General features: G+C 48.3%; 26 protein-coding genes. 2 read left to right on the forward strand and 24 right to left on the reverse strand.

Annotated features, from left to right (window positions below; translation table 11 throughout):
* Positions 1 to 47: 47 nt before the first annotated feature.
* From pth to metG, 13 genes are all read right to left on the reverse strand, one after another.
* Positions 48 to 602, reverse strand: a complete 555-nt coding sequence (gene pth / locus G548_RS0104030; RefSeq protein WP_022792864.1) for an aminoacyl-tRNA hydrolase — start codon at positions 600 to 602, stop codon at positions 48 to 50.
* 233 nt (positions 603 to 835) lie between these two features.
* The gene (locus G548_RS0104035; RefSeq protein ID WP_022792865.1) at positions 836 to 1,501 is read right to left on the reverse strand and encodes a 50S ribosomal protein L25/general stress protein Ctc; all 666 of its coding nucleotides are present in this window, start codon (positions 1,499 to 1,501) and stop codon (positions 836 to 838) included.
* Between the two features lie 126 nt (positions 1,502 to 1,627).
* Positions 1,628 to 2,578 (reverse strand): ribose-phosphate diphosphokinase, encoded by a 951-nt coding sequence (locus tag G548_RS0104040; RefSeq protein ID WP_022792866.1) that lies wholly within the window; start codon positions 2,576 to 2,578, stop codon positions 1,628 to 1,630.
* 16 nt (positions 2,579 to 2,594) lie between these two features.
* Positions 2,595 to 3,983: a bifunctional UDP-N-acetylglucosamine diphosphorylase/glucosamine-1-phosphate N-acetyltransferase GlmU gene (glmU, locus tag G548_RS0104045; RefSeq protein ID WP_022792867.1), complete on the reverse strand. Its 1,389-nt coding sequence runs from the start codon at positions 3,981 to 3,983 to the stop codon at positions 2,595 to 2,597.
* A gap of 185 nt (positions 3,984 to 4,168) precedes the next feature.
* Entirely contained in the window at positions 4,169 to 4,465 is a 297-nt protein-coding gene (gene spoVG / locus G548_RS0104050; RefSeq protein ID WP_022792868.1) for a septation regulator SpoVG, read from the reverse strand.
* A gap of 342 nt (positions 4,466 to 4,807) precedes the next feature.
* On the reverse strand, positions 4,808 to 5,185 hold the full coding sequence (locus G548_RS0104055) for a RidA family protein (protein ID WP_022792869.1): 378 nt from the start codon (positions 5,183 to 5,185) through the stop codon (positions 4,808 to 4,810).
* Positions 5,182 to 6,024 (reverse strand): pur operon repressor, encoded by an 843-nt coding sequence (purR, locus tag G548_RS0104060; RefSeq protein WP_022792870.1) that lies wholly within the window; start codon positions 6,022 to 6,024, stop codon positions 5,182 to 5,184. The genes G548_RS0104055 and purR overlap by 4 nt, the downstream gene beginning before the upstream one ends.
* A gap of 59 nt (positions 6,025 to 6,083) precedes the next feature.
* On the reverse strand, positions 6,084 to 6,947 hold the full coding sequence (gene ispE / locus G548_RS0104065; RefSeq protein ID WP_027847189.1) for a 4-(cytidine 5'-diphospho)-2-C-methyl-D-erythritol kinase: 864 nt from the start codon (positions 6,945 to 6,947) through the stop codon (positions 6,084 to 6,086).
* A gap of 251 nt (positions 6,948 to 7,198) precedes the next feature.
* Positions 7,199 to 7,453, reverse strand: a complete 255-nt coding sequence (locus G548_RS0104070; RefSeq protein WP_022792872.1) for a Veg family protein — start codon at positions 7,451 to 7,453, stop codon at positions 7,199 to 7,201.
* A 120-nt stretch (positions 7,454 to 7,573) separates the two neighbouring features.
* Positions 7,574 to 8,452 carry a 16S rRNA (adenine(1518)-N(6)/adenine(1519)-N(6))-dimethyltransferase RsmA gene (gene rsmA / locus G548_RS0104075; RefSeq protein ID WP_022792873.1) on the reverse strand — a complete coding sequence of 293 codons (879 nt, stop codon included), beginning with the start codon at positions 8,450 to 8,452 and terminating at the stop codon, positions 7,574 to 7,576.
* Entirely contained in the window at positions 8,449 to 9,015 is a 567-nt protein-coding gene (gene rnmV, locus G548_RS0104080) for a ribonuclease M5 (protein ID WP_022792874.1), read from the reverse strand. Before rnmV ends, rsmA begins: the two co-directional genes overlap by 4 nt.
* Before the next feature lie 88 nt (positions 9,016 to 9,103).
* Complete coding sequence (locus G548_RS0104085; protein ID WP_022792875.1) at positions 9,104 to 9,868, reverse strand: TatD family hydrolase; 765 nt, start codon at positions 9,866 to 9,868, stop codon at positions 9,104 to 9,106.
* 18 nt (positions 9,869 to 9,886) lie between these two features.
* The gene (gene metG, locus G548_RS0104090) at positions 9,887 to 11,872 is read right to left on the reverse strand and encodes a methionine--tRNA ligase (RefSeq protein ID WP_027847190.1); all 1,986 of its coding nucleotides are present in this window, start codon (positions 11,870 to 11,872) and stop codon (positions 9,887 to 9,889) included.
* Between the two features lie 658 nt (positions 11,873 to 12,530).
* Here metG and G548_RS0104095 point away from each other — a divergent pair.
* On the forward strand, positions 12,531 to 12,824 hold the full coding sequence (locus G548_RS0104095; protein WP_022792877.1) for a transition state genes transcriptional regulator AbrB: 294 nt from the start codon (positions 12,531 to 12,533) through the stop codon (positions 12,822 to 12,824).
* Positions 12,825 to 12,864: 40 nt separating this feature from the next.
* On the opposite strand, the gene rsmI is transcribed toward G548_RS0104095, so the two are convergent.
* From rsmI to G548_RS0104150, 11 genes are all read right to left on the reverse strand, one after another.
* Positions 12,865 to 13,731, reverse strand: a complete 867-nt coding sequence (rsmI, locus tag G548_RS0104100) for a 16S rRNA (cytidine(1402)-2'-O)-methyltransferase (RefSeq protein ID WP_022792878.1) — start codon at positions 13,729 to 13,731, stop codon at positions 12,865 to 12,867.
* A complete protein-coding gene (locus G548_RS0104105) occupies positions 13,700 to 13,987 on the reverse strand; it encodes a GIY-YIG nuclease family protein (protein ID WP_022792879.1) in 288 nt (95 codons plus the stop codon). The genes rsmI and G548_RS0104105 overlap by 32 nt, the downstream gene beginning before the upstream one ends.
* Positions 13,974 to 14,714, reverse strand: coding sequence for a tRNA1(Val) (adenine(37)-N6)-methyltransferase (locus G548_RS0104110; RefSeq protein ID WP_022792880.1), 741 nt, complete (start codon positions 14,712 to 14,714; stop codon positions 13,974 to 13,976). Before G548_RS0104110 ends, G548_RS0104105 begins: the two co-directional genes overlap by 14 nt.
* A 37-nt stretch (positions 14,715 to 14,751) precedes the next feature.
* Positions 14,752 to 16,584 (reverse strand): ABC transporter ATP-binding protein, encoded by a 1,833-nt coding sequence (locus G548_RS17330; protein ID WP_022792881.1) that lies wholly within the window; start codon positions 16,582 to 16,584, stop codon positions 14,752 to 14,754.
* Positions 16,581 to 18,299 (reverse strand): ABC transporter ATP-binding protein, encoded by a 1,719-nt coding sequence (locus tag G548_RS0104120; RefSeq protein ID WP_022792882.1) that lies wholly within the window; start codon positions 18,297 to 18,299, stop codon positions 16,581 to 16,583. Before G548_RS0104120 ends, G548_RS17330 begins: the two co-directional genes overlap by 4 nt.
* 126 nt (positions 18,300 to 18,425) lie before the next feature.
* Positions 18,426 to 19,307, reverse strand: a complete 882-nt coding sequence (locus tag G548_RS0104125) for an aldo/keto reductase (RefSeq protein WP_027847192.1) — start codon at positions 19,305 to 19,307, stop codon at positions 18,426 to 18,428.
* Positions 19,308 to 19,381: 74 nt separating this feature from the next.
* Entirely contained in the window at positions 19,382 to 19,858 is a 477-nt protein-coding gene (locus G548_RS0104130; protein ID WP_022792884.1) for a GNAT family N-acetyltransferase, read from the reverse strand.
* 103 nt (positions 19,859 to 19,961) lie between these two features.
* Positions 19,962 to 20,330 (reverse strand): DNA replication initiation control protein YabA, encoded by a 369-nt coding sequence (gene yabA, locus G548_RS0104135; protein ID WP_022792885.1) that lies wholly within the window; start codon positions 20,328 to 20,330, stop codon positions 19,962 to 19,964.
* 32 nt (positions 20,331 to 20,362) lie between these two features.
* Positions 20,363 to 21,178, reverse strand: coding sequence for a PSP1 domain-containing protein (locus G548_RS0104140; protein WP_027847194.1), 816 nt, complete (start codon positions 21,176 to 21,178; stop codon positions 20,363 to 20,365).
* Positions 21,179 to 21,180: 2 nt separating this feature from the next.
* Positions 21,181 to 22,167, reverse strand: coding sequence for a DNA polymerase III subunit delta' (gene holB / locus G548_RS0104145; protein WP_022792887.1), 987 nt, complete (start codon positions 22,165 to 22,167; stop codon positions 21,181 to 21,183).
* Positions 22,168 to 22,183: 16 nt separating this feature from the next.
* Positions 22,184 to 22,513, reverse strand: coding sequence for a cyclic-di-AMP receptor (locus G548_RS0104150; protein ID WP_022792888.1), 330 nt, complete (start codon positions 22,511 to 22,513; stop codon positions 22,184 to 22,186).
* A gap of 265 nt (positions 22,514 to 22,778) precedes the next feature.
* Here G548_RS0104150 and G548_RS0104155 point away from each other — a divergent pair, with 265 nt between their 5' ends.
* Positions 22,779 to 24,113, forward strand: coding sequence for a TolB family protein (locus tag G548_RS0104155; RefSeq protein WP_022792889.1), 1,335 nt, complete (start codon positions 22,779 to 22,781; stop codon positions 24,111 to 24,113).
* Positions 24,114 to 24,133 lie beyond the last annotated feature (20 nt).

The following is a 24,133-nucleotide window of genomic DNA, read 5'->3' on the forward strand; positions in this document are numbered from 1 at the left end:
TCACGCAAAAGGGGAGCGGAACTCTCCAGTCCCACCCCGTCCTTCTATTAATTAAACTCATTCATCACTTCATCAAATGATTTACTGCTCCAAGCTTCCGCCGAGGCTGCTGCCTTTTTAACGGCCTCATCCATCTGCTTTCTCTCTTCCGGGGGGAAGGTGCCAAGAACGTAGTCAATCACAGACGCCTTCTCCGGCTTTCCAATCCCAATGCGCAGCCGCTTAAACTCCTTTGTACCCAAATGTTCAATTAACGAGCGTATGCCGTTATGGCCTCCGTGGCCGCCTTTTTTACGCAGACGTACCGTGCCGGGAGCCAGATCCAGATCATCATACACAACTAAAACGTCTTCCGGGGACGCTTTATAGAAATCAAGCATCGGGCCTACTGCCTCTCCTGAAAGATTCATATAAGTCAAAGGCTTTACCAGTACCACTTTTTCGCCCCCTGCCATTGTTTCGGCAGTTTCGCTCCTCCACTTGCTCTTTTTCCATGACAGCTGCCACATAGAAGCGAGCTCTTCCACAGCTTCAAATCCAACGTTATGGCGTGTCTTGTTATATTTTTTCCCCGGGTTGCCTAACCCGACAATAAATTTCATGCTGGTCCCCCGCTCTGCCTCGTACGTATAATGTTCAGGCTGCTTCTTCATATTATACTAAAAAAAACTGATTTTTGACGTTTGAAACGATTACAGTGCCTGTTTATTTTAAGGTGTTTCAGCTTAAAAGCATAGCATAAATAAAGATCGCAGGGCGCCTGTCGAGCAGCGTTGCCTGCGATCTTTATTTATGACGGAAGGCATCATGCCCTCCGTCAGCTTTGGTACAGAAATTATGAATTGTTGTTGTCGTTGCTGCCTTCTTCAGAACCTTCTTCGGATTCGTCATCCGCATCTACAAGCTCAGGCTCTTCTGCTTCTTCTTCGCCTGGCTCTTCCGGCTCTTCTTCCGGTACAAGAACAGTAACAATCGTTTCCTCCGGCTCACTCGTAATCGTGTAGTTTAAGCCTTCTGGAAGGTCTGCTACCTGAATGGAATCACCGACATTCAATGTCGAAACGTCCACGCTGATGCTGTCAGGAATTTCAGCAGGCAGTGCGCTGACAGTAATATTGAACATCATGTGGGAGACAACGCCGCCGTCTTTTTCCCCTGGCGCTTCGCCTTCGAGGTGTACAGCAACGTCTGCTTCCATTTCGGAAGTCATGTCTACTTCAAAGAAGTCAACATGGATAAAGTAATCCTTGATGGAGTCAACCTGCATATCATGCACGATGACCTGGTGCTTTTTGTTTTCGCCTTCAATGGTCAGATCAATGATGCCGTTCTTTCCGGCCTCACGAATCGTTTTCAGGAATGTAACGTTGTCGACAGAGATAGGCTGGCTTTCCGTTTTCTTGCCATAAATAACGGCTGGAATTGTGCCCTCTCTGCGGAGTTTTTTCGTCACTGACTGTTTTGTTTCAGGACGACGAGCTGCAGTTAACTGCGTAGCCATGGTATTCACCTCATAATTAAATTTTATTTTCACGTGTTCGCGTAATTTTGCCCACTTGAGACAGAATTATACCAGAATCCACATCAAAAATCAATGGCTTATTCAAACCATTGATTTTCTTGTAGATTAATTAAACAAACGGCTGACCGAAGTCTGCTCAAAGACATTAATAATAGCTTTAGCCATAAGCGGGCCGACGGAAAGCTGTGTTATTTTATCAATATTTTTCTCTTCCGGAAGCACGATGGAATTTGTCACTACAAGCTCTTCAATCTTCGAATTCTCGATTCTTTCTATTGCCGGGCCGGAAAGCACCGGGTGGGTGCAGCATGCGTACACATGGTTTGCCCCCGAATCGATTAACGCATCCGCTGCGAGTGTGATCGTCCCGGCGGTATCAATAATATCATCAATAATGATGGCCGTTTTGCCTTTTACATCACCGACGATATTCATCACCTCTGAAACGTTCGGACGCGGCCGGCGTTTATCAATAATCGCAATAGGAGCCTTTAAGCGGTCTGCCATTCTGCGTGCGCGCACCACGCCTCCGTGGTCGGGCGATACAATGACGAGGTCCTCCAGGCCTTTTTCGTTGAAGTGACGGGACAAAATAGGTTCTCCCTGCAGCTGATCCACCGGGATATCGAAGAATCCTTGAATTTGCGTCGCGTGCAGGTCCAGGCTCAAAATCCTGGTCGCTCCAGCTGTTTCCAGCAGATTGGCAATCAGCTTGGCTGTAATAGGCTCTCTCGCCCGGGCCTTACGGTCCTGGCGGGCGTACCCGTAATAAGGGAGGACAACGCTGATCGTTTTTGCCGAAGCCCGCTTCATGGCATCGATCATAATCAAAAGCTCCATGAGATGCTCATTGGCCGGGTCTGAAGTCGACTGGACCAAAAAGACATCGCAGCCGCGGATACTTTCTTCAATGTTTATCTGCACTTCTCCGTCACTGAATCGTTTTACAGAGCTGAGTCCCATTGTTGTACCGATCTGTTCAACAATTTCCTCTGCCAGCCTTGGATTCGAGTTCAGGGTGAATACTTTCAAATTGGAGCGATCCATCGTGGACATTTTTTAATTCCCTCCGTCACTTGTTTTGCTTTTTATCTGCATTCAATTTTTCACTTACATAGTTTTCTTTATTCGTCTGTCTTGACCGTGCAATGGAGAGCGCATCCTCCGGAACATCCGAAGTAATAGTGGAACCTGCTGCTACGTAAGCGCCTTTTCCAACGTTTACCGGCGCTACGAGATTGGAGTTGCATCCAATAAACACGTTATCCTCGATCTTCGTTAAATGCTTGCCTGTGCCGTCGTAATTAACAGTAATGGAGCCACAGCCGATATTCACATTTTTTCCTACCTCTGCATCTCCGATGTAGCTGAGGTGGGACGTTTTGCTTCCCTGTCCGATGGAGGCTTTCTTAATTTCAACAAAATTGCCGATCTTGGCTTCATCACCGATCGACGAAGCCGGCCGGATATGGGCATAGGGGCCGATTTGTACGGAGTTTCCTACCTCGCTGTCTGTCACTGTCGACTGACGGACCACTGTTTCGCTGCCGATGACAGCATTACTGATTTCTGAGTGCGGGCCGAGCTGGCAGGAGGTTCCTACATGTACACTGCCGCGGAGAATAGTCCCGGGCTCAATGACTGTATCAGCGCCGATCACAGATTCTTTCGAGATATAAGTATTCTCCGGATCGATAATGGTTACTCCCTGCCGCATCCAATGTTCATTAATGCGGCGCTTCATGGCTTTTTCAGCCTGGGATAACGCCACCCGGTCGTTCACCCCGATTGTCTCAGAAAAGTCCGGAGTGGTCCAGGCAGATACGGTTTCCCCTTTCTCCTGAAGGATACCAATGACGTCAGGAAGGTAATATTCACCTTGAACATTATTGTTATCCACCTGGCTTAGGGCATGAAACAACGCTTCATTATCAAAGCAGTAGGTACCCGTATTAATTTCACGGATGCTTCTTTCCGTTTCGTCTGCATCCTTATGTTCAACGATCCTGACAACTTCTCCACTGCTGCCCCGGACGACCCGCCCGTAACCGGCAGGGTCGTCTGCTACGGCTGTCAAAATGCTTGCTTTTGCTTCCATTTGTTCGTGATGATCCATCAGCGCCTGCATCGTGCTCCCCTGGATCAATGGAGTATCTCCACACGCAACAATGGTCGTCCCCTTTTTGCCCTCAAGCATCTGTCTCGTCTGCATTACAGCATGAGCCGTGCCAAGCTGTTCTTCCTGAAGCACATAAGAAGTACGCTCTTTTAAATGCTCTTCGACAGCTTCTGCCCCGTGGCCGGTCACCGTCACTAATTGATCGACACCGGCGTCTTCGAGCTCGTCCACCACGTGCTCCACCATCGGTTTTCCGCAGACAGGGTGAAGTACTTTATAGAGACTGGATTTCATGCGGGTGCCTTTTCCGGCAGCTAAAATAACGGCATAGCGATTGTTCATGTAGGTTCCTCCATATGCGCATTTTTGTCCATTAAGAATAATATCTTAAAAGCTTTCGGTTTTCAAGAATACACTATTACCTATTCTACATAATGAACGGTTACCTATCCACCTGATTCCGTTTACAGTCAAAAATAAATAACGGTCCCCTCGAGACCGTTATCGCTGCCCTGGTGCATATGATGTTACGAAGCGCCGGCTTCGTTAAAGTTTTTTTCTGCGGGCTGGTGTTCCTGCTCGTCATATTCTGCCAATACAGCGGATTGGATCTTCTCTCTCGCTGCTGACGAAATAGGATGGGCAATATCACGGAATTCCCCATCAGGGGTGCGTTTACTCGGCATAGCAACAAAGAGACCGTTATTTCCATCAATGACCCGAATATCATGGACCACAAACTCTTCATCGAATGTAATCGAAGCAATTGCTCTCATTCGTCCATCAGTATTTACCCGGCGCAGCCTGACATCTGTTACCTGCATATTTTCACCACCTTTGATTTATTAACCCTCTCATCTATATGTATCTCCTCTGCCGCATAAAGCATAAAGAGGCTGATTATTGATTTCTACATTATTGCGCAGAGTCCTGCACGGACAAAAAATCGCCTGCAGATATTTTTACTTTTACAGTATATAAACATGTATCCAGTATAACGATGTTTTAGGTATGTTACCACATCTTTTTGCTCGAGCTAAAAGTCCTGTATTTAAAAATCTTTCCGTTATTCTTCTTATCGGCCTGTCACGTGCTCTTTTCTACCCGTATCGTAAAAAAACAGCACCCCGGCTGCCATTCGCGCAGGCAGCACAGAGCACTGTGATTTAGGAAGCCAATAAAGCAATGACTTCAATTTCCACTTTTACATCCTTAGGGAGACGGGCCACTTCGACACACGAACGGGCCGGCTGGTGTTCCTGAAAGTAAGACCCATACACTTCATTAATAACCGGAAATTCATCCATATCTTTAATGAATACTGTTGCCTTAATAACATGATTCAGCGAAGAACCGGCTTCAGCGAGTACTGCCTGCAGGTTTTGAAAAACCTGATGCGTCTGCTCTTCAACGCCGCCGCTTACAATTTCGCCTGCCGTCGTCAAAGGAATCTGGCCGGAGCTGTAAAATACATTATTTACCTTGATGCCCTGCGAATACGGGCCAATAGCCTCTGGTGCCTGCTTAGTAAATATTTCCTTCATCTTGATCTCTCCTTTTCCAGCTTTGTTAGAAAATTGCCGGGAACTACACGGATGTTTTTCGTCTTTTCATTTACCTCTTCCACTCTTGCAATGCTTACGTAATCATCCACCAGCCGCTCTCCGGCGCCTTCAGCTTCTACAAGCACTCCGATGCCTGCCACGTTTGCCCGGAACTCCTGCAGCAGCTCTATCATTCCGCTTACCGTACCGCCCGCTTTCATGAAATCGTCCACTACAAGCACATTGGACCCTTCCGGCAGGCTCCTCCGCGCTAAGGACATCGTCTGAATGCGTCTCGATGAACCTGATACGTAATTGATACTCACTGTCGACCCTTCCGTGACCCGGTGGTCTCTTCGCACAATGCTTACAGGCACGTCGAGGTATGTACCAATTGCGTGTCCAAGCGGGATGCCTTTCATAGCCACAGTGACAATGGCATCAATCTGCCGGTCCGCAAAAACAGAAGCAAACATTTTTCCCACTTCGTTCATTGTGCGCGGACGCCCAAGGATATCCATCATATATAAATACCCTCCAGGCAGCAGCCGTTCTTTGTTTTCGAGCTTTTCACACAGGCCACCGACAAACAGCTCCGCGGTGCTTTTTTCCACTTTCGGCACGTATCGCACGCCGCCGCTCGCGCCTGCCACCGTACGCAGTGCACCAACGCCCTGTGTTTCAAAAATTTCTTTAATGATAGTCAAATCTTCACTTACCGAGGACTTGGCGGAATCATACCTCTCCGTAAAATAACCAAGAGAGATAAGTTCATGTGGGTGCTGCAGCAAAAAATTGGTCATATCAACCAATCGACCGCTTCGTTTCAGTTTTTTCATGCTTACCTCCGTAAAATCCGAATATTTAGCAAGAATATACCATTTTCATACGGATTTTATCAAGCGTTTCGGTTGTTCAACAGACGAACCGCGTACACTTGGGAGCAGAAGCCACGCAGCGCATTATACACACGGCTTACTTTACTTTCCTTATCCACCAGCCCAAAAACAGTAGGTCCGCTTCCGCTCATCAGCGCAGCATCCACACCGGAATCGAGCATGCGGGCTTTAATCTGGCCCACCTCGGGATACAGAGGCAGGGTTACTTCTTCAAGAGTATTGGATAAAGAACGGCAAAGCTGTTCATAATTGTTATTCCGAATTGCTTCAACCATCGCAGGGGTCATCTCCTGGCGTTTTTTCGCCGCATCAATTCTGCGGTAAATCTCCCCGGTGGAAACGCCTGTAGGGGGTTTAGCCAGGATTACCCAGCAGGACGGGGGCGGGTCAATGTGTTCGATCTGCTCGCCACGGCCAGTAGCGATCGCCGTCCCTCCGTGTACACAAAAGGAGACGTCTGAGCCGATCAGTGCCCCAATTTCCGCCAGCTCCTCCATATCCGCACCGATTTCCCACAATTCATTCACTCCCCGCAGCGTAGCTGCGGCATCACTGCTGCCACCGGCGAGCCCGGCAGCGACAGGGATATTTTTATGTATGAAGATCGATACGCCGTATGCAATCCGGTATTTATCCTTTAACAGCTTTGCAGCCTGGTAAGCCAGGTTTCTATGGTCTTCCGGAAGAAAGCCTTCTGACATCTGCACGACAATTTTTCCATCTTTTCTTCGCTCAAACTCCAGACGATCAGCCAAATCCACCTGAGCCATCACCATTTTCACTTCGTGATAGCCATCTGCCCGTTTACCTAAAACGTCGAGCGTCAGATTTATTTTCGCCGGAGCCTTTTTTGATAACTTCACCATCATTCTCCTTCTCTCATCTTCCTCCACGTTTACCGTACTTTCAACCTTCTAACATTTTAGTTGAAAAACAGCAGCATGTACAGCAGGAAAAGCTTTCCTTACTGCTGCAGGCGCACGCAGATTCAGAAATCAGGCTTTCACGCGCCTTTTGGCGTCCATTATTCAATGCGGGTTTAAAAACGAAAAAAGCTTTCCGCTTAGCGCAGAAAGCCTGTATGCTGTCCGGGGACTGCATTCGTATGTGTTAGTTAAGCCTGAAGCTCTTCTTCTTCCGTTAGATACAGTTTGACTGTCTGGGTGAGTACATCTGTATAGCTGTAAGAAAGACGTTCGACAGGATGCTGGGCTCTGTCCAGTTTGACAATAAAGACGGAAGGATATGTTTCCTCTAAATATCCGGAACGTTCGACGGTTTTCTTGCGTCCGCCATTAGCAATTACCGTAACTCGTTTACCTACTTTTAAATCCAACGCTTCTTTAATCTCCACCAATGTTTTTCCCATTGTCTAACCCACCTCACTAAAAATTATGTTAACATAACCCGGGTTAGTTGTCAAAAATTTTTCATTATAACAATTCTTCAATTTGAATGTCAATTACTAAATCTTCTTTTTCGGAATGTCTTAAAATTCTTGATAAAAAGGAGCAAGTTCGTTGGCTAATAGAGCGAATTCTTCCATGGAAAGCGTTTCACCGCGTCTTCCGGAATCGATGCCGGTCTGCCAAAACGCATGCAGCAGTCTGTCTTTGCCCTCCGGCCCAGCGATCTGGTGAAACAAATTGTTCCACAGGGTTTTCCTGCGCTGCACAAACGATGCCCGCACCAGGCGGAAAAAGAATTCCTCGTTCACTACGTGCACCGGCGGAGCGGAGCGTTTTCTCAAACGGAGAATCAGTGAATCGACTCGCGGCTGCGGAATAAAAACGGTTTTAGGAACGGTCAAAACCCTTTCTGTTTCCGCAAAATACTGTACCGCTATCGATAAAGAGCCGTAGGCTTTTGTACCGGGAGCAGCCGCCATTCGCTCTGCCACTTCTTTTTGCAGCATAATCACTATGTTTTTAATCGGCAGCTTCTGTTCGAGCACTGCCATCAGGATGGGAGTGGTAACGTAGTACGGAAGATTTCCTACGACGGATATACTCCGGCATTCACTCATATGTTCATGAATAAACGCCCCGAGGTCCACCTGCAGAATATCGCGGTGGTGCACCCGGACATGCGGATAAGGAGCCATCGTTTCTTCAAGAATCGGAAGCAGGCGCTGGTCGATTTCAAACGCCTCCACCTGCCCGGCCTGCTTTGCGAGATGCTCCGTGAGAGCCCCGATGCCCGGCCCTACCTCTATGACCCCGTCCTCCGGCTCTATGCCCGCTGCTTCTGCAATGCGCGTTAAAATGTTTGCGTCGATTAAGAAGTTTTGTCCCAGGCTTTTTTTAAACGCAAATCCGTGTCTTTCCAATATATCTTTTGTCCGCCCGGGGGTTGCTATATCCTTCACGCCTTCTCCTCCTCTTCCAATAGTTGCTCATATGCCGCAGTGAATTCAGCCTGACTGATCTGAAACATTTCCAGCCTTTTCAAAAACTGCTTTCCATTGGCATAGCCAATGTTCAGTATTTCCCCCAGACGGGCACGTTTATCTCTTGAGCCGCTTCCGGCGAACAGGCCAAGCTCCAAAAGATCCTGTCTTGTTACTGCTGCGGTCACTTCGGGGTGCTCTTTTTCGCTGCGCACGTGACTTAAAGCTTCCCGGATCGTTTCTGCAGAAGCGTGCTCCACACCCAGACTCTGTCCCGGGCTTCCGTAAGCTTTTCCTTTTGTTAAAAAAGCATGCTTGCACCCCGGCACACGCCGGCTCACAATCCGGCGGATTCTCTCGCCCGGCACGTCCGGGTCAGTCAGAATAATGACCCCTCTTCGCTCCCTGGCCAGCTCAATCCGGCGGAGCGCTTCCTCACTCACTGCCGAGCCGTTTGTTTCAATGGTGTCTGCCTCCACGGCATTGCGGACGGCTGCAGTATCAGACTTGCCCTCCACTACGATACATTCATAAATACGCACGGTTACCTTCCTTCTAAGCTAATTTAGTCTTTTGCTATGATACAGCCCGCTTTTCCATTTTCATGGAAAGAGCGGGCCTGTTCATCGTTTACAGACGAAAAAGCTGTTTAGCGTTTTTGGTCGTCTGTGCAGCCAATTCCTCATACGGAATTTCTTTCAATTCTGCGATTTTTTCAGCCACCAGCTTTACGTACGCCGGCTCGTTGCGCTTGCCCCGGTAAGGGTGGGGCGCCAAAAACGGACAGTCGGTTTCCACCAGCAGCCGCTCCATTGGGATCTCCCTGCTTACTTCCTTAGGAAGCTTTGCGTTTTTAAACGTGACCGGACCACCAAAGGAAATATAAAAATTCATATCCATGCAGCGCTTCGCCGTCTCGGCAGTACCGCCAAAGCAGTGCATAATACCACCGACTTCTCCCGCGTTTTCTTCCTCAAGCAGATCGACAATATCATCATGGGCCTCGCGGTCATGAATAATGATCGGCATATTCACTTTCTTTGCCAGGTGTATCTGCCGGCGGAATACGTCTTTTTGTACATCCTTCGGAGATTTGTCCCAGTGGTAATCGAGCCCCATTTCTCCGAGGGCGACCACGCGGGGGTGGCCGGCGAGTTCTTCCAGCCAGTCCAGATCCTCATCGGTCATATCGACAGCGTCAACCGGGTGCCAGCCAACTGCTGCGTAAATAAAATTGTACGTTTCCGCCAGTCCTATCGCCTTGGGAATCGTCTCCCGGTCAAAGCCGACGACCGTCATGTATTCAACCCCGGCTTCTTTGGCCCGCTCGATCGTTTCTTCGACTTCTCCTTCAAATTGTTCTACGTTCAAATGAACATGCGTATCAAAAAGCATTACATTCTCGTCCCTTCTTTAATTCACGACCGATCCGTTTGGAAGAGCCTGATCGATAGTAGCAAGCGTAAGTTCTTTTCCTTTAGAGGCCGCCAGGATCATTCCTTCCGACCACTCTCCCCGGAGCTTCACCGCCTTCAGATTGGTCACACAGATCACCTTCCGGCCTTTCAGATCCTCCGGGGTGTAATGCTCTGCGATGCCGGAAACGACCTGACGCTTCTCATCCCCTACGTCCAACTGGATTTTAAGCAGTTTATTCGCCTTTTTGACTGGTTCTGCGTCGATGATTTCCGCTACCTTCAGCTCAACTTTACCAAAATCATCAATCGTAATTTCACCGTTTTCTTCCGTTTCCTCTTCCTCTTCTGCTTCCGCTTTTACCGTACCACCCATTGATTCAATAATATACTTCACTTCATCTTCCTGCTGAAGACGAGGGAAAACCGGTACGGCTTTTTCGGCTACTCTGGTGCCTTCTTTTATATGGGCGAAGGATTTCGTCGCCTCCCAGCCAGTAATTTCTTTCTCTATTCCAAGCTGCGACCAGATGCTCTTCGGCGTTTCTGTCATAAACGGCTGAATCAATATACTGATTACCCGCAGAGATTCTGCCAGATGGTACAGCACAGAGCCGAGCACTTCCCGCTCGCTTTCATCTCTTGCCAGAATCCACGGCTGGGTTTCATCAATATATTTGTTTGTCCGGCTGATAAGCTGCCATATCGCTGTCAAAGCCACTGAAAATTCCATTTCTTCGACCGCATTTTCTACCTTTGTGACGGTGGCATCTATCAGCTCAAGCAGCGAGGCGTCATAGGGACTCGCGTCCTTTACGTAGGCCGGGATGGAGCCGTCAAAATATTTATTAACCATCGCCACGGTACGGTTCAAAAGGTTGCCCAGGTCGTTTGCGAGATCGTAGTTCATCCGGTCCACAAACCCTTCCGGCGTGAACACCCCGTCGGAGCCAAACGGCACTTCCCGGAGCAGATAATAGCGGACAGCATCCAGGCCGTAGCGGTCGACAAGCGGAATCGGATCAACAACGTTGCCTTTGGATTTCGACATTTTTCCGTCCTTCATTAACAGCCATCCGTGGCCGAACACCTTCTTAGGCAGAGGCAGGTCAAGGGCCATCAGCATAATCGGCCAGTAAATAGTATGAAAACGCACGATTTCCTTGCCGACAATATGCACATCTGCCGGCCAGTATTTTTGGTATTCTTCATCGTGCTCGGTCGCGTAGCCGAGTGAAGTAATGTAGTTGCTAAGTGCGTCAATCCATACATACACCACGTGCTCCGGGTCGCTTTTAACAGGAATGCCCCATTCAAACGTTGTCCTTGAAATCGATAAATCACCGAGTCCCGGTTTGATAAAGTTATTAATCATTTCGTTTTTACGGGATTCCGGCTGGATAAATCCCGGGTTATCTTCATAAAACTGAAGCAGGCGGTCCGCATACTTGCTCATTTTGAAAAAATACGATTTTTCCCGCACCTTTTCCACCGGATGGCCGCTTTCCGGGCTGATGCCGGCGGTTACATTGCCTGCTTCGTCGTACTGTTTGTCCTCGAGCTGGGTTTCTGTATAAAAGGTCTCATCCGGCACCGAATACCAGCCTTCATATTCACTCAGATAGATATCCCCGTTTTCCTTCAGCTTTTCAAAAATGAGCTGTACAGCATCGCGGTGGCGGTCTTCAGTCGTGCGGATAAAATCATCGTAGGTAATATTTAATTTGTCCCACAGCTGCTTAATGTTCTGGGCGGCATCGTCGACAAACTGCTGCGGACTGACCCCGTTTTCTTCCGCTTTTCTTTCAATTTTCTGGCCGTGTTCATCTGTTCCGGTTAAGTACTTTACATCGTAGCCTCTCAGGCGCTTGTAACGGGCAAGAGCGTCTCCGGCCACTGTCGTATACGCATGTCCGATATGAAGCTTTCCACTCGGATAATAAATTGGTGTCGTTAAATAAAAAGTATTCTTTTCTTCTGGCATGTTTATGTCCTCCTTTAAAGGTGTATAAAACTCTCTTCCAATATAAAAAAGCCTCCGTCCGCCAAAGGGACGAAAGCTGCGCTCACGTGGTACCACCCAAATTTCCGTTATTTTTACAAACAACGGCTTATCTCCAGGTGCACCCGGCCCCCGGAAGTTCAGCGTTAACGCCGCCGACGGCCCGTCTTTACTATTACAGCTCACACGGACGCCCTCCCGGACCATCTTCTCTAGTTCTGCCGCACCGGTTTCCAGCATTCCCGGTTCTCTGTGCCGGCTTCTGTAGATACTCATCCATTCGTCGGGCCAATATTTTCTACACTAATATACTATGTGTTTTTTCCCTTTTCGTCAAAAATATTTTCATTCGACAATTCGACAAAATTAATTTTTAGCCAAGTAAATATTTTCCTATTATAAATTTTTATGGTTTTTTATGCACAATCGGGATGATTAAGTCTTTATTTTTTAAAAATAAGCATATAAATAGACGTATAAAATGATTTATTTGTGTATATGCGATTGAAATTTTTGTTAAATTTCACAGAAATCATGATTCAAATTCGTTGACGGTATTAGAAAACATTGGTATTGTTAGCGTACAGATAGAAAATGTCGAATTTTGACGAATAAAGCTAAATTTAAGGAGGACCTACCAATGAAATCAACAGGTATCGTACGTAAAGTTGACGAATTAGGGCGCGTAGTTATTCCGATTGAACTCCGCCGTACACTTGAAATTCAAGAGAAAGACGCTCTTGAAATTTATGTGGATCATGACCGCATTGTATTGAAAAAATACAAACCAAACATGACCTGCCAGGTAACCGGAGAAGTGTCGGATGACAACTTATCCCTTGCTGACGGTAAAATTATTCTTTCCCCTGAAGGCGCTGAAGCAATTATTAAAGATCTTCAGGATTATGTGCAAAACCATAAATCGAACGCTTAAGTTCACGAAAAAGCCTTTCCTTTCGGGGGAGGGCTCTTTTTTATGATTTATCCAGCCCGTGGTAAGCCGCATATACTTCCTGTTTTTTAACATTTCGGCGCTGGGCGGTTTTTTTAATAGCTTCCTTGCTTGAAGCGCCCGCTTCTACATACTTCCGGACCTCCTCTTCCATCGGCCCGTGGTCCTCTTCTACGGATTCATCCGACACAGGCTTTTCTACAATTAATACGCATTCCCCTTTAATGTCCCTGTCTTCAAAAGCAGCCGCTGCTTCAAGCAGGGTGCCACGGACAAACTCTTCATATTTCTTCGTTAATTCTCTTGCTACGACAGCCGGCACGTCCCCCCACTCTTCCTGCAGAAAATAGATCGTTCCGAGCAGGCGGTACGGCGATTCATACAAAACAATTGGCACGCCTGACGGAAGCTGGTGCAAAACCGTGCGTATGTCTTTTTTCTTTCGCGGAAGAAACCCATGAAAATAAAAGCCGCCGCCCCCGAGCCCCGAAGCCGTCAGAGCTGGCAGAAGAGCACTTGCACCTGGGAGCGGCACTACCGGTATTCCCTGCGCAATGCATTCCTGCACAAGTTCATCCCCCGGATCCGATACCAGCGGCGTGCCGGCATCACTCACCATCGCCACCTGTCTTCCCTCTGTGAGCCACTGCAGAATTTTCTCCTGTTTTTGGCGCTTGTTATGCTCGTGATAGCTTTCTAAAGGCGTGTCTATCTGGTAGTGCTGGGTAAGCTTTTTTGTCTGTCTCGTATCTTCGGCCAAAATATATTCTGCCTCCTGAAGTATACGGACAGCCCGAAAAGTAATATCCTCTAAATTTCCTATTGGTGTTGGCACTAAATAAAGCATGCCGGCATTTTCAGTAGCTTGAAAGCTGAACTGCTGGGTCATCGTGTGCCTCCTTCATTAACCGTTGTTTGTGACTGCGGGGCAGCTGCTTAATGCGGTATTCCTCCCGCATCGCTTCTGCTTTTGTAGGGAACCCCTGAAAATAAACGAGCGTCACAGGCCCCCTCCCCTTCGTATACTTCGCCCCCCGGCCAGCATTGTGGGCTTCGATCCGCTTTTGAAGATTGTTTGTATAGCCGGTGTAGAGGCTCCCGTCCCGGCATTGCAATATATAGACAACATGTTTATTTTGTTCCATAATACGCTCGAAATTCCTCTGTATACTGTCCATTCTCGTTATATACAATAATCGGGGGAAGACATTCCAGGCCGGGCCTGCCGGCTTTCATTCCCTCCACCATTACCATATTTGCTGCACGCTCGGCCTTTGGATGAACAAACTGCATCCGCTTCGGCTCGATCCCGTATTTCTGGTAATAGCTAAGCAGCTCTGCAAGCCTTTCCGGGCGAAGCACCATAGCCACCTTTCCCTTCTGTTTGGCTAAAAATGCGGCGGTCCGGACAAATTCCTCCAGGCTTCCGTGCTCCTCGTGGCGCGCGTTTGCCAGCTTTTCCTGCTTATTTTTCATTGCCATCCGGCCGGTATCAAAATAAGGAGGGTTGCACGTCACAAGCGACCACTGATCCCCGTGATATTTGGAACGAACCGTCCGTACATCTGCCTGCTGAACAGTAACCTGCCCCTCCGCTTCGTTCATGGCCATCGTCCGGGCTGCCATATCACACAGCTCCGGCTGTCTTTCTATACCTGTCACAGGAACACGGCTCCGCTCTGTTAATAACAGAGGGATGATCCCGTTTCCGGTCCCAAGATCGATAATCTTCCCAATGGTTTTCGGCACAGAGCAAAAATACGCAAGCAGCACCGAGTCAATGGAAAACGCAAAAGCATTTTTATGTTGAATAATCGGCTTCTTAGAAGGAGTGTGATCGACTCTCTCTCCTTCCTGTAATACCTCTTTCACTGCCCCCACCCCCGGTTTTGTGTTGATTCGCAGTTTTTCATATATCCACCTTCTGCTGATTGGCCTGCTGAAACGCTGCGTACCGTCCCTGCTTTCGAAGAAGCTCATGGTGCGTTCCCTGTTCTGCAATTTCTCCATCATTCATTACATAGATAATATCTGCTTTTTCAATAGTGTTTAAGCGATGCGCCACTACAAAGGAAGTACGTCCCTTCATTAAACGTCCCAGCGCCTCCTGGATTCTCATCTCTGTTACTGTATCCACACTTGATGTTGCTTCATCAAGAATCAGAATCTTCGGGTCGGCCAGCACTGCCTTGGCAATGGAAAGCAGCTGCCTCTGTCCATGGCTGAACCCGCTTCCTTCCTTTCCAAGCATCGTCTGGTACCCTTCCGGCAGCCGCTCGATAAACGCATGGGCGTTGGCCGCTTTTGCTGCTTCTATCACTTCTTCGTCCGCAGCCTCCAGATTACCGTAGCGTATGTTTTCCATTACCGTTTTTTCAAACAGAAAATCATCCTGCAAAACTACGCTCATCTGCTTCCGAAGATCCTTAATATTCCATTCAGAAAGAGGGGTCTGATCCACGTAGACCTCGCCGGCTTCCGCCGTATAAAAGCCGATGATTAAATTCATAACGGTTGTTTTTCCCGAACCGGTGGGACCTATAAAAGCAGCTGTCTCGCCGGCATTTACATGAAAATCAATGCCGCGGAGTACCTTTTCATTTTCGTAGCCAAACGAAACATCCTGAAACTCCACTTCTCCGGAAACATTTTTTGCTGTTCCTTCTTCCTCCCGGTATTCCTCCGCCTCTTCGTCCAAAAATGAAAAAATTCTCTCTGCTCCGGCAAGCGCCGCGAAAAGAGCATTAAATTGGTTTGCCAGGTCATTTAGCGGCCGGGTAAACTGACGGGAATATTCCACAAAAATCACGATTGTGCCAATGGTAACTGCGCCGACACCATAATAAGCCAAAATGCCCCCGGCTCCTGCAGTGATCGCGAAATTAATATTGTTTAAAAAATTCATCCATTTCGGGATAAAACCGGAATACGTCTGAGCCCAAAACCCGGCATGGCGAAGGGTGTCACTTTCCTGTTCAAAGTTCTTCATGACACGCGGCTCTTTAGAAAATACCTTCACGATCGACTGTCCGGAAATTGTTTCTTCGGCATACCCGTTCACTGCCCCAACCGCCTGCTGCTGCTTTTGAAACAGCAGTCTTGTGCGCCTTGTAATCCAACGCAGGCCAAAAAACATGACCGGCAGAAACAAAAGCGTAAAAAAGGTGAGAAGCGGGCTGATCACCAGCATGATAATAAGAATCCCGGTAAACGTTAACAGGCTGGTCATGATCTGTACGACCGAGGTGTTTAAAGTAGTTGAGATGTTATCCATATCGTTTGTCATTCTGCTCATAATGGATCCATGCTGCCGTTTGTCAAAAAACGAAAGCGGCAGTGTCTGCAGATGGGAAAAAAGATGGTAGCGAAGCTTAAAAACAGCCTGTTGGGCAAGAGAAATCATCACGTACGTCTGAACGGCGCTCATGACACCCCAACCAACGTATACAGCAAACAACAGGAAAAGTATCGTTCCAAGCCCTTCGAGCTGCTGCGGCACTAAATACTGGTCAACAATATGGCCGAGAAGCAGCGGTCCCGAAAGCATAAAGGCAGCAGTAAAAAGCACGCAGACAAAAACAGCTGTCAGCCGCCACTTCTGAACGGCCAGGTAAGACCAGAGCCGGGCTGTGGTACGCTTCCAGTTCTGTATCCGCTCGGTGTCCGGACGGCCGTCTGCCTGGGAGGGGTCAATGTCCGGGTGTTTGTATTGAAACGGCGAGGTAATCCAGTGCTTTTTCATGTCGCCGCCTCCTTCCCGTACTGTGATTGGTACAGCTGCCTGTAGAACGCAGACTCATTGTACAGCTCTTCATGAGTGCCGAGCCCGATGACTTCCCCGTGCTCAAGAAGCAGCATTTTATCCGCCTTTAGCGCCGTGGAAAGCTTTTGAGTCACTAAAATAGAGGTGCATGGATACGCTCTAAGTGCCTCCAGAAATTCAGCCTCCGTTTTTGCATCCAGCGCACTGGTGCTGTCATCCAGAAGCAGCAGACCCGGGTTCCGCAGCAGCGCCCGGGCAATCGTCACCCGCTGTTTCTGGCCACCCGAGAGGTTTACGCCATTCTGGCCGATCATCGTTTGCTCCTGCTCGGGCAGCGCCCGGATCGTTTCCTCAAGCTGAGACGCTTTCACCGCTTTGCTTATTTCCTCCGCTCCAGCTTCCTCCAGCCCCCACTGAATATTTTCCTGAATCGTCCCTGAAAACAATTTCGCCTCCTGGGGCACATAGCCAATCTGGGTTCTTAAAGAAGCAATATCGAGGTCCCTGACGTCCGAATTATCAATAAAAAGACGGCCACTGACCGGTTCGTATAAACGAAGCATTAACTGGAACAAAGAGGATTTACCGGCCCCGGTTGCCCCGAGAACCGCCATCTGCTCGCCGTGTTTCACGTGGAACGTCACATCATTCAGAGCCGGAACCCGGCTGTCGCTATAAGCAAAAGTTACATTCTCAAACTCAACATCTATACTTCCTTCTTCTTTCACTCCCTCCTGCCCGGAATTTTCTTTCTCGGTGCCTTCGAGCACTTCTTCAATCCGCGAGGCGGAAGTTCTGGCCCGGGCAAGCAGCGTAATCAGCATGCCGACAACGCCAAGCGCGCCAGTCATTCTTGTAGCGTAGTTAACTACCGCTACCACCTCACCTACCTGGGCCTCATTGTTCTGCACAGCAGAGCCCCCGATCCAAAGCATGAGCACAATCGCTGCATTCATTAAAAACAGCAGGATCGGCGAAGTAAGAGCTGTATAACGAAAAGCTTTAAGAGCGCTAGCCTGTAAAGCTTCATTCTGTACAAAAAAACGTTTAATTTCATGCTGCTCGCGGCCAAAAACCCGTACCAGCCTCAGGCCGCCAAGGTTTTCCTTCATCACCCTGTTCACGGCATCGATACGCTTTTGCAAACTGCCGAAATAAATCATCCCTTTTGTCATCAGCCAGGCGAGGATGAGCAGTAAAAAAGGAATAAAAATCACTAGTATGAGCGCCATTCGGGCATTTACAACAAAAGCCATGATAGTCGCGCCAATCAGCAAAAGCGGCGAACGAAGCATAAACCGGAGCATCATCACAATCATGTTTTGTACCTGGGTAATATCGTTAGTGAGCCTGGTGAGTAACGAGGACTGTGGGAAGTCCTGCAGATTTTCCAGGCTCGACTCCTGGATACGCTTATACATTTCATTACGCAGATCAAAGCCGGTGCTGTGCCCGACATGGTCAGCGAAAAAACAGTTCAGCACCCCAACACCAAAGCTGAGCAGGGCAAGACCCGCCATCGCAAGCCCAAGGCTCACCACCAGACCGAAATCATTGTTTGCCAAACCTTCATCGATCAGTCTTGCAAGAAGAAGAGGCTGAAATAGTTCCACTGATAATTCAATTAAAAGCAGAAAAAAAGACAACACCGCTGCTGCTTTATAAGGACGAACGTAGCGTAAAATAGTTTTCATCGAAAGACTCCTTGCACATTTCTGTCCGCGTAAAGAATTATTTATATTTTAGCACATGCCTGCAGCTTATTTCTTCTCGATCCGGCACAAAAACCGGCCTTCTCATACGAAAAGGCCGGTTGGCAGCTACACGATGTCGAGCGGTTGTTTTGTTTGTGGCTTTGGAAAAGCCTGATCAAGCATTTCAATTTCTTCATTCGTCAGTGTAAGACTTGCCGCTTCGGCATTCTCCCGCACATGCTCCGGATTGGAGGTCTTCGGAATGCTTAATACCATCCCCGAGTGAATGGTCCAGGCAAGAGCGATCTGCAGCGGAGTCATGCTCCGGCGCTCAGCGATCCTCTGCAGGGTACGGCTTTCTATAAGCGTACGCCCGCCTCCCTGGTCCAGCGGGCAGTAGGCCATTACCGGCATCTGCTGCTCCTTCAGCCACGGCATCAGGTCAAATTCAATACCCCGTGAAGCAAGGTGATATAATACTTGATTGCAGACGGCGTTATCCCCGTGCTCGAGTGAGAGCAGCTCTTTCATCTCCCGGGTATCCAGGTTGGAAACGCCCCACCGCTTGATTTTTCCATCTGCCTTTAATTTTTCCATGCCTTTCACTGTTTCCTTAAGAGGAACACTTCCGCGCCAGTGGAGTAAATACAAATCCAGCTGTTCCACGCCGAGACGGCTGAGCGAGCCCTCGCACGCTTTTTCAAGCTTTTCGCCGCCTGCGTTATTTGGAAGAACCTTGGAAACGAGAAAGGCTTCCTCTCTTCTTCCTTCCAACGCCTCTCCGGCCAGCTCCTCTGCTTTACCTCCTCCGTACATTTCGGCTGTATCAATAACCTTCATTCCGTAATCGAGTCCTGTCCGCAGCGCTTTTATTTCCTGGTCCCTAAGTCCGGCGTTGTCTCCCATATGCCAAGTCCCCTGGCCAAGTGACGGAAGCTCCGTGCCGTCCCGCAGGGTTACCGTGCGGGCCTGAACATGCTCTTTGATGGTTTTTGAAGTATCACTCATTGGGCAATTCAGTCCTTTCCTTGTGGTTTTACTGTAATGCCAGCCATTTCGGTAAAAAACCGGCAGGCTTTTCTTCACCTGTACAGCTTTCTCTCCATCTTTATTGTTTTTAACGGCGTTTCCATGAACATCTCTGTGAAGCGCTCCGTTTCCCGGAAGCCCTGCCTTTCGTAAAAAGCTTCGGCCCGGGTATTCCCCTCTTCTACATATACCGTCATCGTTTTCTTTTCAGCAGAAACATATCCTATCCCGGCGTCGAACAATTTTTGTCCCCAGCCGGCCCGCTGATACCCGGGCAGTACGTAAAGGGCTGCCAGCTCTGCCTTCTCCTGCTGCAGGACATTAATGTAGCCTACCAAAATACTGTCGGTAACCGCGGCTAAAAATATGGATTCTTCGCGCTTAACATCAAACATTTTTTTAGAATACGCAGCGTCAATGAAGGCCTTTCTTGTCCGGGCCGGTATTAAATTCCTGTACGTATGCTCCCAGGTGAGCTCAGCCACCCGGCGCACCGCTTCGTAGTCTTCCTCTTGTACAAGCCTGATCATCTTTGTCTGCCCTCCTCGTTGAGAACGCCCGCTGTGCGGATCCTGAAGATATATAAACGAAACCGCTTGTCCTTACAGACAGGCGGTTCCAAATAGCTGACTTTTATTTTTGATTTAAAAAGGAGAGGCAGAATAAACAGTCTCCATCCGTCCGCAGGCTGCCGTAATGCATATTACAAATGTGGAAGCCTTCATGGTACAGGCGGGCAAGGTTGTCATAGCCCTCTCCCATACTGCTCGTCTGAATGCGGCTCGGTCCGGGCTGGGAATTTCCTCCGGCTAATTCCTTTTCCTGAATCTCCTCACCGCTGTCTTCCACCCGCTGGCGCAGATGCTGATTTTCAAGTACGAGTGCCTGGTTCTCTTCAATCAGCATCGCCAGCTGTTCTTTGAGCTCTCCCAGTTCATCATGGAGCCTGCCGATCCGCTCTTCCATATGAATCACCTGGGAGAAGATTTCTTTTTTATCCACTCGCACCCCCACCTTCTCCGTCCGTTTAACTGTTATCCTGCGATGAATCCTTCATCAAGCAGCTCGTCCAGCGAGAATTCCAATACTCTCTCTTCTTCTGCATAATTCACCTGTACGAGACGTTCTAAAATATTGATACCGGCTACCTTCCCCTTGCCTTCCGGAGTATTGATATGCTCCCCTACGTCAGGCATTTCACGTTTGGCTGTTTCATAATGATCGTTTTCATATTTCAAACAGCACATAAGCCTGCCGCACAGGCCGGAAATCTTTGCCGGATTTAAGGAAAGATTCTGATCTTTTGCCATCTTAATGGAAACCGGCTCAAAATCCCCGAGAAACGTCGAACAGCACAGCATTCTTCCACACGGGCCTATCCCGCCGAGCATTTTGGCTTCATCCCGGACGCCGATCTGCCGGAGTTCAATCCTCGTACGAAACTGGGAAGCTAAATCCTTCACCAGCTGACGGAAATCCACCCGTCCTTCCGCCGTAAAATAAAATAAAATCTTATTCCGGTCAAAGGTATATTCCACGTTCACCAGATTCATGTCCAGCTGGTGCGTCGAAATTTTTTCGCAGCCGAGATCGTAGGCTTCCTGCTCAAGCTGTTTATTTTCTTTCACAGCAGCATGATCATCTTCATCGGCAAGCCTCATAACCTTTTTAAGCGGCAGTACAACATCGTCGCCGCTGACCTGCTTATTCTCAAGCACTACTTTGCCGTACTCAATTCCTCTGGCCGTTTCTACTATGACCCAGCTTTCTACCTGTGCGTCATGGCCGTTTGGGGAAAAGTAATAAATCTTTCCCGCCTTTTTAAACCGAACGCCTACTACATCATGCAATGTCATGATCCCTCCTGTAACTGGATCAGCAGATGTTCCATCAGAAGCTGCGCATTCGCGTTGGCCCGGAGCCGGCGCTTTGCTTCTAAAATTGCCTGCAGTCGGGCAACGACCTCCATTTCTGAAAAACGAAGGGCTACTCGTTCCAACGTCGCTTTTTGATCGAAGTATGTGATGTCATCCGAACCGTATGTGATCGACAGAAGGTCGCGATACCAAAAAAGCAGCATATCTAAGCCGATGTCCAGTTCTTCTCTATCTGAAAAATGTCCAAGCCATTTATCCTGTAGTGTCAATAATGCACTGTGAAGGCGCTGATGCACCTCTTCCGTCAATTGTATCACTAGATTTCGACCCTGTACAATCCACTCAGCCAGTGCTGCCTCGCTTTCACGCTCCGGCACATGAGGGAGCTTTGCAAGCAGGCCGGCGGCAATTTCCCCTGTGCCCTCCCTCTCCTGGAATAGACGGCGGCGCCGTTCAATAGACGGGGGAGAGAACGAAATCTTTTGGGCACGGGACTGGATAGTATCCAGGAGAAAATGCGCATTCTCTGTTAATAAAATGGCCAGTGTCGGGCTTTCCGGTTCTTCGAGAAACTTCAGCAGACTGTTGGCCGCACTGGCCGTCATACGGTCAGCGTCTTCAATAATATAAATTTTTAAACGGGCTTCCATTCCTTTATAGGTAAATTCTTTTTGAAGCATTTCCACCTGTGCTTTTTTGATTGAAGCGCCTTCCGGCTGTAAAAACATTACTTCTGAATGGTTCCCGTGCGTAATTCTTCGGCATTCCCGGCACTCCCCGCACGGCACAGCGCTGTTTTCTACGCAAAAAAAGCGCTGTGCCATTAGAAGCGCTGTTTCACGCTTGCCGGCACCCGCTTTTCCTTCAAATATATAAGCATGGGCCACGCGGTCTTTGTTCATGCTTCTTTCCAACAGTGACATTACTGTAGGCTGTTCTTCCAGCATGGCTTCCCAACTCATGTTAATCTCTCCGTCATTAATATTTTTCAAACTCTTCCACGTTTAATTGAAAAACAGTCGCTCCGCCGACCTGTACCTCGACAGGGTAAGGAACGTAGGAATCTGCATTTCCGCCCATAGGCGAAACAGGAGCGACGAGCTGTTCCCGGGTTTTGCAGTTTTCCTGGATGACCTTTTTTACTTCATCCACCTGCTCATCTTCCACACCGATTAAAAACGTAGTGCTTCCGGCTTTCAAAAACCCGCCAGTACTCGCGAGCCTGGTCGCCTGAAAGTTTTCCTCCACCAGCGCATTAGACAACCGGTTACTATCTTTATCCTGCACCACAGCTACTAGAAGCTTCATGCTCCGTACCTCCTATTTCGTCCAAATCCACTAGATTTATTAATTTTATTTTACTGTATATACAGCAAAAAGTGAAGCACACCAACGAAACAGCCGTTTTTTGAATATTTAATCCAATACTTAAGCCTAAGACCTTTTGATCAATATTCAGGAATAAACACTCTGGAATTGAAGCTAACAGCAAAATATGGAATACTTCAAGTAACAGTTTCCTATTTATGGTATTATCGGACCAACATATTAACGAAGAAAGGAAGTTGGACTCATGCGCTTTCCCCGTTGGCTGCTCCGGGCGATACTCATTACCGCCGTTTTATTAATAAGCGCTACAGCTGTCGGCTATTCCAAGGCCGAAGACCCCTACCGGTCCTTCGACGGGATGGGAAGCAGCGTATCTGTCGCTCCTTCTGATGATCAATTAGCATTCACATACATTACGAACGGACAGGAAAAAATATATACCTCAACCGCTGATGATAAAAATCCCGAGCCGCTCACTGATCTGGACCAGCCGCAGTTTTCTCCTTCTTTTCATCCGCACTCGCCGGAGAACATTCTATTTTTATCGGAACAAAATGATTCGATTCGCTCTCTTTATACAGCAGAGGCAGAAGGCAGCGGGCATGAACGGTTAACTGGCAGCGAGCTCCATGTACGTGATGCTTCCTACTCGCCGGATGGCACGCTCATTTACTTTTTAGGCATGCCTGCGGACGCCTGGAAATCCGCAGACCGGAGTACAGAGGAAGGCTTTAACATTTACTCCATGCCTGCCGGTGGAGGAGCTTACAAAAAAATCACCGGTGAAAGCAAATATTTAATGGGAAACATCTCCCCGGACGCTACGGGTAATATGCTTCTGTATACTTACACTGAAGGCCCTGATGATGAGATGCATGTAGGAATGAAAACGCTGAATAACAAAGTATATGAGGAGCACATCGAATTTGCGAACAACCTTCCCGGAGGGCTGTACAATCCGACAGCTTCGCCGTCAGAAAGCCGCTATGCCTATACCACCAATGTCGCTTCGAGCCAGGAGCCAAGCTATCAGTACGATTTATTTTTATATGACCTTGAAGAAATGCAGGCTAAAAGATTAACCGACCATGAAAACAACATTGATTCTCCTTCTTTTTTTCACCAGTCAGATGCTATTGCCTACATGCACCAGAAAAACTGGCCAAAGGAGCCTGCAGAGTATGAACTGCGTATTGTAAACAGTGATTCCGGGGTCGATGAAGTAGTGCCGGTTAACATGAATCAAGCCGGAGATTCGCTGCTCTCTGCAGGACTCGGAGCAGCCCAAAAAGCAGTCAACGTATATGTGATCGGTTTTCTCTATACGCTGTTTGGCGGTTGGTTTATCATTGCTGCGTATAAAAAATACCATCCGTTTCTGGTCGGAGCGGCAAGCACTGCTGTTGCCCTGGGGCTATGGGGATTCTGCCATTTTGGGGAGACCTCCTATCCATGGCTCGCTGCCATCTGCTCCGGACTTGTCGTTCCTCTCTTTATCTGCACAGGAGTTTTATTTCTACTCGCCGGTATTCAGTCATACCGGCTGAACTCACGCGAATATAAAGCTTCCTCCCAATAAAAAAAGCAGCAGGGAAACGT

The sequence above is a fragment of the Marinococcus halotolerans DSM 16375 genome, assembly GCF_000420725.1.
In the GTDB taxonomy this organism is placed as follows: domain Bacteria; phylum Bacillota; class Bacilli; order Bacillales; family Marinococcaceae; genus Marinococcus; species Marinococcus halotolerans.